We start from the raw sequence: 13,245 nt of genomic DNA on the forward strand, positions 1-13,245 counted from the left end.
AATGATTCGACCCAACCTCAATTTTTGACTACTACTTAATCAAATCCCACGGAAGGTACTCTGCTATGTCATTTAATGCATTGCGCAAAGGACGACACACTATGGAAGGGGGTGAATATCTGATCACCACCACGACGCAAAACAGATATCCCTTTTTCACCGACTTCCATTTGACTTCACAGGCTGTCAGTAGCTGGCTGAATGCCACTCCCGATGGATGCGAATGGCTGTGCTGGGTAATGATGCCTGATCACTTTCATGGGCTGCTAAGACTACGTCATGTACCTCTTGGCAAAGTACTGAAATGCTGCAAAGGGGCATCAGCCAGACAAGTCAATCAATGTTTAAACCGGAATGGAAGAGTCTGGCAACCCGCCTATCATGATCGGACCCTGCGTGGTGAAGAAGACCGAATAGATATTGCCCGGTATATTGTGGCAAATCCATTAAGAGCGGGATTGGTCAGAAAAATTGGTGACTATCCATTTTGGGATTCGGTCTGGCTGTAGGTCGGACTTTAGTCCGACAAATATAACAACACCACCATCCCGTCGGATTGAAATCCGACCTACAACATGGACATAAAATCCGACCTACCACCACGCATCAAACACGTAGGTCGGACTTTAGTCCGACAAATACAACAATACCCACCATCCCGTCGGATTGACGCTTTTGTCGGATTGAAATCCGACCTACAGAATCTACGAATATAACGCGTCGAGATCCTTTAATACCCGCCGGTAATGTTCTCCTTCGGCGTCCAACTGATAACCGCTGGTAATTTGCCTACCGCGGCGCTGCTTCAGCCAGGCCAGCCATTTGCCCGACTCTGCCAGCGCCTGATCAACCGCCTGCTGGCAACTTTGCATGCTTAACTCACAACTGCTGATATTGGCGCCTTTAAGGGTATATTCACGGCTGGCAATACAATCCGGCACGATGGCCCAGTCTGACAGTGCCATGGCTTCGATACCCGGCAGGTAAAAGCCTTCGGTTTTATTCGGCAGGGTCAGGGTTACCCGGCTTTCGGCCATAGCCTGATGTACCTGCCGGCGTTCCACAGGTGAGTCATGCAGCACCACCGACAAGCCCTTTTGCTGTGCCCACTGGCAAATATCTCTACCCAGCTGCGGCTGCTTGGTGGCCAGAATATACAAATCCTGTGTTTTGCGCGCCTTAACCTCAGCCATCTGGTAGCCCATCTTAATGGCAATACAGGGGCCGTTGGCGTATGGCTCTATGGCCTGCTTTACCGCTTCGGAGACGCACAAACGCACTGCGCGATGCTGTAAAAACCGATGCAAAGGATGCTTAGGGTCACCATGGCGCACATGCTGAATAAGATTGATTTTCACCTGTTTGGGGTCAAAAAATGGCGCATAGGCCTGCCAGTCCATGCCTGCCAAAAAAGCCACGTCAAAGTTATCGGGGCGATATTGCTGGCTATACGCTACGCCAGGCAGGTTATCAAACAGTTGCGTATTAATGGCAGATTTGTTTTCCACAAACAGATCCGGCGCAAAACCCTTAGCCCTGGTGGTATGCAGAAGGTAATCGTGGACTTTCTGATGACCGCCAGTGTACGCGTAATACTGGCGATGAAATGAAATGCTTCGGGTGTGTGTCATGGCCGTAAATCAGATACTCAGGGTCACCTTGCTGAGAACAGGATGACAGCAACAAAAATTGTGGTTATGTTAGCTGGCATTTAAGCAGACTTACACAGGTGTTGTCCGACTTTGGTCAATTTATTTATCCTCGGCGTACAAAAAGCCGGCACCTCAGCACTGGCCAATTTTCTTTCTCAGCACCCGGCGGTATTTGTGCTCAGGGGCAAAGAAGCACACGCCTTCGACCACCCTCAGTACGCCGCTCAGACAGATAAACAGGCGTTTGTCAGGCGGCAGTTTCAACAGCGTATGCAGGGCTATCAGAACCAGCCTATTGTCTGTGATGCCACACCGATCACTATCTACAAACAAGGGTTTTTACAGGATTGCGTGGCCTGGAACCCGGATGCCCGCTATATCCTGATATTAAGAGATCCGGTTGAACGGGCCATCTCCCACTACCAGATGTCGCGGGGTAAAGGCGAAGAGCAGCGCTGCATGCTGCTGGCGTTTTTACTCGAACCCTGGCGCCTTTGGCGGGCTCACAAAAAGCAAAAGTGGGAATTTGGCTCACCGCTGCGGGCCCAGTCTTACCTCAGCCGCGGGCGCTATACACAGCAACTACAAAGGCTTTACCGGTTGGTGCCGGCCTCAAAAATACTGGTGCTGGAACAAACTGAGCTGAAACAGGCTCATCGTCAGACTCTGCTGAAAATCTTTGAATTTCTGGATATTCACCGCCACCCTATTGCCCCGCAAACCGTGTTTGCCACCGAAAAACGCTACCACCACTGGAGTGATCCACTCGCCCTCCTGTACGCAAAACTGTACTTTAAACTGAAAGGTGAAACACCAGCGCGCTGGCGGCAGCTTATTCAGCACTATCAGCAGCAGGCTCAGATAACAACTGGTGACTGAAGGCTAACTGATAACCGTGCGCCATCAGTTTATCGGGAGATAAACTGGCACCAGCCTCAGGGTTATTGACCCAACACATAGAGGTGGGCAATTGTTCTGCCGGGAGCTGTGCTGACACTGCGGCATCTTCAGCTTGGTGAAGCGGATACAATGGCGGCACAATAAGCTGCTTTGCTGCACTGTGATTGTTATCCAGATAGCCAGTTAACTGCGGGCACAGCAGATTATACCATTGCTGCAACAGCCACTCAGGTTCTGCGCTGGCCTCTTGGGCGCGTTTATCAGTCTGCTTATGCCACCAACCTGTATTTAGTAAGCCCAGCCAGTGTGCCTCAGCTAATAAGCTATCTTGTGGCACTTCAATTTCAGCTTGCTCTGGTGCCCCGGCATCTGTGACCTTGATCTCAGCCGGTTTTAGTTGCGCGGCTTCACAGTAGTCCCGTACAGGCTGCTGACATTGCTCACTGACAAAAACCACCAGCCGGGCCGCAGGCACCAAATGGCTAATCAGCCCCAGCAATGCCTTACCGGCTTCTGCTTCAGTGATCATCACCATCAGCGCCAACCCCGCGCCAACGCAAGAATCACCCGATGACACATTTTTCTTACCACGCCAGCCAACAGGCTGGCCAAGCACAAAATCCACCACCTCTGCGGGCCAGATACGGCACCACTGCTGATCAATTTTCTCAGCCAGACTCTCTGCTGCCGTTGGGGTCAGACTGACCATAGCCTTTCTCAGCCATTGGCGATTATTACGCAATACAAAAGCGATACGACGGTTATGTAAATCCAGCGCCTGACCCAGAGCTGGGTTATCCCGGCTCAGGGCAAGAATTTCCTCATAGGGCTGCAGCGGCGGCTGATATTCACTCTGGCCGGCTTGTTCTGAAGGTTGGTCTGCAGCGTTCTGCTGCGCCATAAACTGGTTAAACCTTGCCCGGCTGCGTTTTACCACCGGCTGATTTGGGGTGAGTTTTTCCGCCTCCAGCAATAATGATTCGGCTTTATCTGGCTGACTCAGCTGCAAATAACTGGCCGCCATACGGGCCTTTATCACCGGCATATCAGGCGCCAGGGCCAGCGCTTCTGTCAGTGCCTGATGGGCCGCCTGATGCTGGCCAATACCAAGGTAAAAATCCCCCAGGCCTACCAGCGTGTCAACACTGTACTCTCTGCGCAGCGCCTTTATCCTGAAACACTCGGCCAGTTCATTTTCATCCTGCTGCCCGGCGAGTTGTGCCAGTGCCGTCAGCCCACTGGCCGCATCAACAGAGCGAAATAACAGCAGCTCTGTTAAGGCCTGGTGCAATGCCGGCCTTTTCAGCCGTTTTAAACCCTGTGACAGCAGCGACCATTCTGTTTGCAGTAAGTGCTCAAACTGCAACTGCCGGGTAAACTCCGTTCGCGGATGCAACGAAAACGGATTCGCTTTCTGCAGGTTGTGATCGGGCTTGTTATGCCAGCCGCAGTCATCTTCAGTAAATAACTGCCAGCGCTCAGTCTGCCAGTGGCCGGCACTGGCATACATGGCCCTGAATTTACTTAAGCGGGTTAAATGCAGATAACCGGCGCCATGGGCCAGTTTTGCCAATGACTGAAAATAATCTTCAGTGCTCTGGTCATAGGGCCGCCTGAATATCTGTAAAAAAGGCACTTCACTGACAAGGCCCTCGGGTACCCCGGCAATTACACCCAGGGCCTCATGCCAGCTAAGCCCGGCCAGATTGTACTGCGGGGCTGGTGACTTATCGGCTTCTGGCTGGCCTGGGCCGCCTTTACATTCAATACCCAGCATTTGCGCCCCGGCAAACACTTTTGGCGGGGCGATATCCGGTGCCTGCGGTGCGGGCACATCGGCCTGTTGTTGCAAGGCCTGCCAAAGAGAATCCAGTGACTGTTGCTGGCCCTGTGCCAATATCGCCAGCACCGATGGCGATACGCTGTCTGTCATTAACCCCGGTTTAAAAGTATCAGCTTTTAAGCAGATATGTGGCAGGCCGATTTTACCCGCCACCTGAGTAGCCTGGTGATTGTTAGCCACAAAACCTTCCTGGGCAATCAACAGGCAGTGCTGCGGGTAACGCTGATAAAAATTCAGCAGGCGCTGATTGCTGGCCTGCCACATGGCAAAAGCCAGCTGTGGCTGCTGCCAGAAGCTGAAATTCACCTTATTGGTGGCCACATCGGCGCGGCCGTTAACCAGATGGCGGCTGGCCCGGTTAAGCAAAGACTGGGCTGCAGTGGCCCAGTGGCGATACAGCAGAATAAATCGCAGGCTGCCCTGCCCGGCCTCCAGCCAGTCATTCAGATAAAACAGCGCACGGGGATCTTTTACCCCGGCTAAGGCACCGCCCGGGTGTTTGTCGCTCAGATAGCGGCGGATATAGTTCACCGCCCACACCGGTTTAATCAGGGGCCTTTGATCGTAAAAGCGCCAGTCTGAGTTATTCAGTGCCAGTAACTGATCGTGCATACGCACCGCCGGCATATCTTCCACATGGCCTAAGGGGTTACTGAAACTGGCGCCCATCAGTTCGCCGCCCATATTTACCCCGCCCCGTGCCAGTGATTGGGCCACCAGCGAGGTACCGCTGCGATGAAAGCCGGTGCATAAATAAAAGGGGGTATTCGATTGGGATAACTGTTCAGATTCTGACATAAACTGGCTTTAAATTTTCGTTGGTAGTTGGATTAAATTTTACAATCTGAGTATCTGCTTGTGTATCACAGCCCATACTGCTTCAATCGCTGTGCAATATCTTCAGCACTGTAAAGGCCATAATAATCCGCTGCCAGCAACTCAGCTTTAATACTACCTAGTTCATCTAACACTTCGGGTGCAAACTGCCGATGTTGCGGAGTAAGTGGCTGACGCGAGATAGATGGTAAACCTAACGCCTGATCCAGCGCTGCGCCATCGCTGACAAGGATGTCTTCATAACGCAGCACTTTAACCCCGTGCTGATGAAACTGCTGCATAAACCACTGGTAAATCCGCCACTGGCGGCGAATACGGGAAGGCTCTGCCGCCAACTCTGCCGCCAGTTTTGGGGCAAAGCGCTCACCGGCGGGAATGCGGCCACGGTTAACCGGCAAATCCACCGTCAGCCAGGATAGCAACACATCTACCGGATTTCGTACGACGGCAGTAACAGCAAACTCAGCACTAAGCGGACCCAGTAGTGCCGTAAACAGCGCATTTTGCTTTACCACTAACTGGTAACTGCCGTGAGCACGTTTTGGCAATACCACCTGCCCTCGTCTGGCCACCACCTGACGAATGCCGTCTTGTGTCTGCTGGCCAACCGGATTCTCAATCTCCAGCCCGCCTTTATCTCCATGCTCAAAAGGCAGACCATTTTCAATCGCATGCTGAAAAACGACTATCTGCTTACGGATATAATCAAACGCAACATTTGCATCGGCGCCTTTAGCAATAGCCGCAGGGTTAATCGGCTCATGCAGGGCAATCACCTCATCGCGCTGATTTAGCAGCTTACAGCAAAGGGTGGTGCCTGAGCGGGGGATGCCGGTGATCAGTTGTGTCATTTTATTTAGCTAATTCAGATGTCACAGGTGTAACCATATTTTTCAATATAGGGCCGGACGATATCGATATGGGGGGCTATATATTCTTTATAGTTTAACCACCTTTGGGTGGCTGTCTTGTAGATACCCTGACGCACCTGAGAGCCTGAAGGTGTAGTAATAACCCCTGACTGAGCCCGCCTATTAAAGTTCATATATGAGTCTTTCTCCGCATCAATACCAATAAACTTTAGCACTGACTCAACCTGACTCTCAAAGTCATTGACAAGATCTTCATACCTTATCTGATATTCATCCCACTCCAGATATTCGCGGAACCCATCATAGAGATCAAACGTATCCTTGTAGCGTTCAAAACTGGATTTCCAGTCGCTGAAATCCGCCATATGTTGGTTGACATCGAAGTGCTGCATATAACAACTGAGAATGCAATCTAATGGATGTCGCAAAGCCAGTATAATTTTGGCATCCGGAAACAACTTTTTAATTAGAGGCAGCCTGATCTGGTTAAGCGGATTCTTGTCAATCAGCACATCAAATTGATTTAAAGATTCATAACGACAGTTTTTCATAACCGAACTAAAATAGCGACTTCGAAGATCATTCAGATAGCCGTCAGAGATATCATGCAAATCTTTCGGGTAGTTGTAGCCATCAAATATCATTTTCATTTTGATATCATCAAGCATAGGCCTCTCCGGCAATGCGATGATTTTTTCCTGAGAGTCGAGGACATTTTCTAGCAAAGTCGTACCAGAACGTGGAAAACCTACAAGAAAAAACATCCTGACAGGGGGCGTGTAGGGCTCTGAGGAAAGCTTAAACGAGGAAAACTTACCGTACTCATACAATTCTTCTGACTTCCCACCCTTTAGTTTATATTGCTTAGCAGCAATCGCATTCATCTGAGTAAAGTTCTCAAATGCTTTCCTATATTCCTTACGCCTGTCATAAATTTTACCTAAAATTTCAAAATAACGCTTCTTAGGGTTTTCATCTTTCAGCTGCTCAGGGCTAAAAGAGGTAAGCAGAGCAAAACTCTTATCATCTTTTCCTTCTTTAAACAGTTTGCTCCCCTGAATAACCTTAACAGTGCAGGGGTCTGCCCCCCGCGCTATGGCTTTGTCGATGCTTCTACTGAAATCCAGTGTTGTAAAAGCCTCAACTCTGGCATAAACACCTAAAATCTCCTGACTGCTCAATTCATACATACGTCCTTCAAACTGACGTAAATAGAAATTTACTTTTTCAGTATTGGTCTGTGCAATGGCAATATCCATGAGGATATGCATACACTTTAAAGTGCAGGGTTTATATACCAAGAGCCTGGCGCACAGCTCCTCACACAATTCATATTCACGGATCTGATAGTAAAGGTTTGCAAGACTAAGCCGCCACATAACACTTTTATCAGGAGGAACAAGAGATATAGCCTTCTCAAGATATTGCCTTGACTGGGTATACTGTTTAAGCAGCATAGAAGAGGCAAAGAGATCAAAGTATGTCCTAGCTTTTTTCTCCCCATCAGGAGCAAGGGGAAGCGCTTTAAGAAAAAACTCCTTAGCTCTTACATTCATCTTAAGTGAAACCAAACTCGCCGCCTGAAGCTGCAGTGACAAAAAGCTTTGTTTAGATTTTGACTTATTCACTTTTTCAATTATTGAAAGAGCCTGCTTGAATTTTTTTTTCTGGAAGGCCTGTTGTGCCTTGGCAATCTTTTCGTTCATAGTCTCATAAACTCACTGAGGCGGGGTTTCAGAGTTCAGACTCCGAAACACCGGCACGATATTCGGCATAGCTGGTATATCAGCACTATTATTCAAAGGAAGAAGCTGGGTCGCAACCGCAATATCATCTTTATTGGCGCTCGCGTATACTATTGCATTAACCCGGCCTGGCAAACACTCGGATATATCAATCAAATCATCCTATCTTAAGCTGACACTCACCTGAGCAGGGGGCCGGTAATAAATTACGCCATAATATTCAAGAGAGGACCTGTGCAGACTTTAAGATTGCCGCAGGAATAATCCTGTCTGTTTATCTTAAAACTCTAATTCTCACAGAGTTACGATTTAGAGGAATAGTCGCCCTGATGACAAGGTTGCACTTCAGTTTTTTTAATCAATAGCATAAAAAAAAGCCTTCGCTGTTGCGAAGGCTTTTTATTTAGCTTAGTACCAAAAACGAATAGCTGTAATTACTGAACTTTCAGTGTAACAGTATCAGTACTGGCATCAGACAGGTTAATTGTCTGAGTAGTTGCTTCAACATTACTTGTTGTAGCTTCGATTTCGATAACTGCTGCACCGCGAGTCTTACCGGTAAAGGTAACCAGGTCAGATGCTTTAATAGCAATCATCGTCTTAGCAGGCACTACACCTTCAGCTGCGCTACCTGCAGTTGCAGTAGTATCGCCTTCAGTCTGGAAGGTTGTGCTGTAAGGTGCCGGAGCTGCACCGTTGTTCAGAATGTAAATACGCTGATTGTAATCGGCGAACGTGGTTACATAAGGAACAGTGATAGAAGTGGTATCATAGGTAATAGAACCGATTGTACCGCTTACACCAGTGTTGCTGGCAAGTGCTACGCTATAACCGGCGCTGTTACGAGGAATCACTTCTTCACCGTCAACTTCTACACACAAAGTCTGACCAGCGGTGTAGTTCAGTGAAGGAACACTCGCGGAAGTCATATCTTCTGCGATATCCAGAGTATTAGCAGCAGAGGCGGCAACAGAACAGTCATCTGCTGAAGACATCCACCAGGTACCAAAGCTCAAATCACCTTCAACAGTTGCTGTGGTAGTAGGAGTAGTAAATACATCGGCTTCTACGACCTGGACTGAATCGTCAGCAGCCAGAACACCAGTTTCAACGGTCAGATCAACTGTACCCAGACCCGCTTTTTTACCTGCACCAACATTACCTGCGGCTGTAAACTCAGTAAACTGCTTGGCAACAGTGGCGGTGTTAGCAATACTGTCGAAGGTATCGCCAAGATCCTGACCCGTAGCAAAAGTAAGGGCAGCTAAAGACTTAGAGGTAACCTCACCTTCACCACCGTTAAGGGCGGCCAGGTTTTCAGACGCTTCATACAGCTTGTACGTAATAGTTACAGGCTGAGATGCATCAAGCACTTTCAGACCACTGGTAGTACCCAGTGCTAAAGACAACACGTCATCATTATTCACAGCGTTGGCGCTTGAGAAAGAATAAACAGTGTAATCATCACCAACCTGACCACCACCTTCATGCGCGATGGTATCAGCACCGGCAGAGTTGGAGGTAAGCAGGCCAGCGCCGGTTACAGCAGCAAGCAGTTCAGCGTTATCAAGCTCTACGCGCACATAGAAAGTGGTAGTAGCTGGCAGGTTTAAGCCTACTTCAGCATCCACATCAAAAGCCGCGTTAGCAACAATGCTGCCACCACTGGTAATAGTCTGTGATGCGTATTCTAGCGCAGTATCACTATCGCCTAAGTCGATAGCGGCGTTTGCGTTAAGTGTAAAGGCGGCTGCGATTGAAGCAGCCAGAATTTTTTTGTTTAACATGTATAACTCCTGCAAGAGTAACTATAGTTTAGTTTTAAAAGCCATGGCGTTATGCCACCAAGTCCTTGGTGACCTGCACCATACGACCCCTATTAAGCTACAACACCATATTGTAGTAATCAACTTTTTAATAGTAGTTTTATCAGTATTAACACGAACTTACCGATTAAGTTGACCGGGTCAGTTTTAGCATGCCAATAAAGAAGGTGCAACTATAGAGTAAATAAGGACTGGGGACAATGGCATTAAATGCACAAAAGCCCGTCAATTTAAGCTTTTTGCCGGTTTTTTGACCGCATCAAAGCCCCGTGATTATACCACTGTATTATCACCAATACCCCGTTTTAATTTGTGACGATTTGATTAAGGCATAAATCGGGAAGAAATTATAAATTTAGTGTCGGCTTATGACGACGTGGTAGGTCGGACTTTAGTCCGACAAATGGGCGAGTTCCCACCATCTCGTCCTCGTCGGATTGCCCAAAGAGGTGCATCCCTGCAACGTCGGCATACGACCGCCAGGGATGGCGGAAGTGCCGGTTATGCACTAGCAATTACCTTCCCGTCCATCCATGGACATCGCCGGAAAAATGTTCCTGACATTTCCGGCATACCGTCCATCCATGGACATAAAGTCCGAGCTACGACTCTTGCTTAGGCGCATCCTCACCTACAAATACCACCTTGCCATCTTGCCAGAATACGGCGTACTCACCTAGTTTACGCTTTCTTTCCAGCGTTTGTTGCACGGCTTCACGCAATGTATCAAGCATAACTGAGCTCTCTTGTGAGAATTGCGGCGTTTTACGACTCATAATCCTGCCTCTTTGAGTAACACATCATAAAGGGTTTCATTGACAACATTTCTGGCTTTCCCTGATTGTTCAAAAATTAGCTCTGGTTGCTGTGTACTATTCATAAAACAAGAGCATTTATCCACGCAATAGCTAAATTCCAGCAATAAATTTCTAAGGCTTCTCGAAAACCTTCTCATAATATCGGCTTTGGGAATGTTGTGCCCGCCATGAGCTACCCTCTCAGCAACCCTGTTTATAGACATTCCAACAGTGGGTAGAGCCAGGTATACCAGGGTCACTTTCCAATTGTCGTGATTTAAACGTTCAATCAATTTAAGGTAACTGCGGCCAGCAAGGGTCGTCTCAAAAGCAAAATCTTCCTGGCTGACTATGCACTCTTCAATTTTTTTGAAAAACAAACGGCTTGCGGTGATCAACTCTCGCTCCGGCGCTAAAGGAGATAACCCTGCGGCGATCAGATCCGCATTCACAAAATGATTGCTTTTAGCCACCTTAGGAAGAAGCTTCAATGCGAAGGTAGTCTTACCCGCTCCATTTGGACCGGCAATAATCCAACAATGAGGCAATTTTCCCCCCTGTTAACCAAAAGCAAATCAGAAAAAATATTAGCACGATTAGCAGTAGGTCGGAATTTATTCCAACAATGATGATTTTGCCTACCATTGTGTCAGATTGAGCGATTCTGTCGGACTAAAGTCCGACCTACGAAAGCATCTATTCTAACAAAGCTCGTGATGGGCGCTGGCGCAGGCGGAAAGGATATACACTGCCACTACCACGCTGCACAGAGGTACTATAGTGCGCACTGCCCTTACTGACCCGAATGGTGAAAAAATCTCCTCCGAGAGTTCGGTAATTTTCTTCCGACTCCAGCAACAAAGCAGGCTCAATACGCCAGGCGTCTTCATTCCGAATAAACCATTGTTGTTGTGATCGTGCTTGTGCCAGCTTGTTTGCGGAGTCAGGCCATAAGGTCTGCCATAATTTAACAGGTATGGCATTAATATTAATCGATGGCGTGCGGCGCAAACTGCACAAATTTACCAGTTCGGAGTGGCGTTGCAGTAAACCCTGCCAACCTACCACTTTATAGAGCTCGGTGCATTGCTGTAGCAGAAAGTCAGCCGGCTCTGGCAAGCCATTTCGCTGATAATGTTGCCGCTCGGCACCTGCGGGGCGGCGCCAGGTGTCGCCGTCAGCGTAATCGGCAAGGGTATCGGCAAACCTGGCCTGTTCGGCCTCGTTATACCCCTGGCCTTGCAGCCAACGTTTAAGCCAGTACTGAAAGCTTGAGTTGATCGGCAACAAGCCGTTTTCATTCTGAATCGAGAAGCGCAAGCCCTCCTCTGTCTGATACACGTAACCATCAAAGCGTAGTTCATCACCAATCACAGGATGCAGAAACTGACCATCTTCGTTGCGCTCGGCACCTTTTTTATCAAGGCCCTGACTAATTCCTGCGAAGGTCAGGCGCTGCGTAACGCTAAGGTAAATTAGCTCATTGGCCTTGGCGTAAACATCAGCGCGATCCTGCATGGCTTGTCGGGAGTCCTGCGCCAGGGTAAGTCGCTGCTCCATTAAGCTGCTCGCTACACCCAGCATTACCACCAGCACCACGGCCACCACTAACACCGCCAGCAGCGCTGCCCCTTGTTGTGATCTCTGATTAGTGGTCGGCGTCACCGGAATAACCTATATAAAGGAAGAGAATAATAATTTACTGGGCTGCAGCGCACGTTACCCTCCGAACTCATAAACACCAAAGGCGGGAAGCTCGGCGGGAATATCCGCCAGCGCAGGACGCCCGGGTGTGGCTGTGGCTATTACCTGATCGCCAACAATCAACCGCACCGCTTCTGGCAGCATACCCTCAATGGCTGGGAATTGGGGTTGCCAGTTCCCCTGATGCAAAAAACTGAAGCGGGGCTTCTGGGCGAAGTCCATCATTTGCACCGAACGGATTTCAGTATTGTCAGATTCGCCGGGCTGAGGCTGCACACGCTGATATCTCAACTGCCATCCCTGTTCGCTGGGCTCAATCTGCCAGATCATGGGCTGTGGAATATTGCGTGGGTCATCAGGCAGGTTAAAGGATATAAACTGAAAGCTGTCTTCATCACCCTGAGCAAAGGCCTGTTCAGGATGGTAGAGCAATGCTCCTCGTATGCTGTTTTCGAACCAGCCCAAAGGTAGCTGAGCCGAACTGTTAGCCAGGTCCCTTGCCCCCAGTTTTTCAAAGTTCCGCCAAGTGGTTTCCAGGCCCTGGCTAAGCAGTGTTGTGGTCAGTGCCAGGATCACCAGCACCACCAGCATCTCAATCAGGGTAAAGGCACGCACAGCCAGATAATTCACTACATAAACTCCGGCGGCTCTGCATAGTCCGGATCACGCCACTGCTTTACTATCTTCGTTTCAAAAGAGGTAACAGGTCGCCCCGCAGAAATCACCTGCGCCTGCACATCAAACAAGGTCACTATCCATTCCGGCTGACGACGTAGCAATTCATTAGTACTCTGGCGATTCACACTGGCCTGCCATTCAATCTCATAAGTGTCTATCTGAAACACCCCTGCCCGCTGTTGTTGCAATGGTTCAAGCTCCAGTTGCACTGCGAACTGAGAGAAAACTTCCGGCAGTGATACGGCTTGCTGAATTCTCTGGGTGGAGGTTACTGCGGTACCAAACCACCCCCAGACAGCCGTAAAGGTTAATGCAAGGATCACCAGCGCTACCATGGCCTCTACCAGAGAAAAGCCACTGTAGTATTTATGCATTGGGTGTTTTGCCCGAA

At 48.9% G+C, this 13,245-nt stretch carries 12 protein-coding genes; 2 read left to right on the plus strand and 10 right to left on the minus strand.

Annotation, left to right across the window (positions count from 1 at the left end):
- Positions 1 to 65: 65 nt before the first annotated feature.
- Complete coding sequence (locus CDA54_RS05725; protein ID WP_099034040.1) at positions 66 to 509, plus strand: REP-associated tyrosine transposase; 444 nt, start codon at positions 66 to 68, stop codon at positions 507 to 509.
- A gap of 195 nt (positions 510 to 704) precedes the next feature.
- Here CDA54_RS05725 and CDA54_RS05730 read toward each other — a convergent pair whose 3' ends face one another.
- The gene (locus tag CDA54_RS05730) at positions 705 to 1,631 is read right to left on the minus strand and encodes a glycosyltransferase (RefSeq protein ID WP_099034041.1); all 927 of its coding nucleotides are present in this window, start codon (positions 1,629 to 1,631) and stop codon (positions 705 to 707) included.
- A gap of 111 nt (positions 1,632 to 1,742) precedes the next feature.
- On the opposite strand from CDA54_RS05730, the gene CDA54_RS05735 reads away from it, so the two are divergent.
- Positions 1,743 to 2,531, plus strand: a complete 789-nt coding sequence (locus CDA54_RS05735; protein WP_099034042.1) for a sulfotransferase family protein — start codon at positions 1,743 to 1,745, stop codon at positions 2,529 to 2,531.
- Here CDA54_RS05735 and CDA54_RS05740 read toward each other — a convergent pair.
- The 9 genes from CDA54_RS05740 to CDA54_RS05775 all read right to left on the minus strand — a co-directional run bounded on the left by CDA54_RS05740 (position 2,485) and on the right by CDA54_RS05775 (position 13,228).
- Entirely contained in the window at positions 2,485 to 5,193 is a 2,709-nt protein-coding gene (locus CDA54_RS05740; protein ID WP_099034043.1) for a tetratricopeptide repeat protein, read from the minus strand. The two genes, CDA54_RS05735 and CDA54_RS05740, sit on opposite strands and share 47 nt — an antisense overlap.
- A gap of 65 nt (positions 5,194 to 5,258) precedes the next feature.
- A complete protein-coding gene (locus tag CDA54_RS05745; protein ID WP_099034044.1) occupies positions 5,259 to 6,083 on the minus strand; it encodes a hypothetical protein in 825 nt (274 codons plus the stop codon).
- Between the two features lie 14 nt (positions 6,084 to 6,097).
- Positions 6,098 to 7,810, minus strand: a complete 1,713-nt coding sequence (locus CDA54_RS05750; RefSeq protein ID WP_099034045.1) for a tetratricopeptide repeat-containing sulfotransferase family protein — start codon at positions 7,808 to 7,810, stop codon at positions 6,098 to 6,100.
- Positions 7,811 to 8,283: 473 nt separating this feature from the next.
- Complete coding sequence (locus CDA54_RS05755; protein WP_099034046.1) at positions 8,284 to 9,636, minus strand: hypothetical protein; 1,353 nt, start codon at positions 9,634 to 9,636, stop codon at positions 8,284 to 8,286.
- 641 nt (positions 9,637 to 10,277) lie between these two features.
- Positions 10,278 to 10,451 (minus strand): hypothetical protein, encoded by a 174-nt coding sequence (locus CDA54_RS19555; protein ID WP_180237120.1) that lies wholly within the window; start codon positions 10,449 to 10,451, stop codon positions 10,278 to 10,280.
- Positions 10,448 to 11,020, minus strand: coding sequence for an ATPase (locus CDA54_RS05760; RefSeq protein ID WP_099034047.1), 573 nt, complete (start codon positions 11,018 to 11,020; stop codon positions 10,448 to 10,450). Before CDA54_RS05760 ends, CDA54_RS19555 begins: the two co-directional genes overlap by 4 nt.
- A 148-nt stretch (positions 11,021 to 11,168) precedes the next feature.
- On the minus strand, positions 11,169 to 12,137 hold the full coding sequence (locus CDA54_RS05765; RefSeq protein WP_099034048.1) for a type II secretion system protein GspK: 969 nt from the start codon (positions 12,135 to 12,137) through the stop codon (positions 11,169 to 11,171).
- 54 nt (positions 12,138 to 12,191) lie between these two features.
- Positions 12,192 to 12,806, minus strand: coding sequence for a PulJ/GspJ family protein (locus tag CDA54_RS05770; RefSeq protein WP_099034049.1), 615 nt, complete (start codon positions 12,804 to 12,806; stop codon positions 12,192 to 12,194).
- On the minus strand, positions 12,806 to 13,228 hold the full coding sequence (locus tag CDA54_RS05775; protein ID WP_180237121.1) for a PulJ/GspJ family protein: 423 nt from the start codon (positions 13,226 to 13,228) through the stop codon (positions 12,806 to 12,808). Before CDA54_RS05775 ends, CDA54_RS05770 begins: the two co-directional genes overlap by 1 nt.
- Positions 13,229 to 13,245: the final 17 nt, after the last annotated feature.

The organism is Lacimicrobium alkaliphilum (genome assembly GCF_002591895.1).
GTDB lineage: Bacteria > Pseudomonadota > Gammaproteobacteria > Enterobacterales > Alteromonadaceae > Lacimicrobium > Lacimicrobium alkaliphilum.

Bases quoted from the DNA above. Each gene is read 5' to 3' on its own strand.
- CDA54_RS05725 (WP_099034040.1), top strand. From the start codon at position 66: ATGTCATTTAATGCATTGCGCAAAGGACGACACACTATGGAAGGGGGT.
- CDA54_RS05730 (WP_099034041.1), bottom strand. From the start codon at position 1,631: ATGACACACACCCGAAGCATTTCATTTCATCGCCAGTATTACGCGTAC.
- CDA54_RS05740 (WP_099034043.1), bottom strand. From the start codon at position 5,193: ATGTCAGAATCTGAACAGTTATCCCAATCGAATACCCCCTTTTATTTA.
- CDA54_RS05745 (WP_099034044.1), bottom strand. From the start codon at position 6,083: ATGACACAACTGATCACCGGCATCCCCCGCTCAGGCACCACCCTTTGC.
- CDA54_RS05750 (WP_099034045.1), bottom strand. From the start codon at position 7,810: ATGAACGAAAAGATTGCCAAGGCACAACAGGCCTTCCAGAAAAAAAAA.
- CDA54_RS05755 (WP_099034046.1), bottom strand. From the start codon at position 9,636: ATGTTAAACAAAAAAATTCTGGCTGCTTCAATCGCAGCCGCCTTTACA.
- CDA54_RS19555 (WP_180237120.1), bottom strand. From the start codon at position 10,451: ATGAGTCGTAAAACGCCGCAATTCTCACAAGAGAGCTCAGTTATGCTT.
- CDA54_RS05775 (WP_180237121.1), bottom strand. From the start codon at position 13,228: ATGCATAAATACTACAGTGGCTTTTCTCTGGTAGAGGCCATGGTAGCG.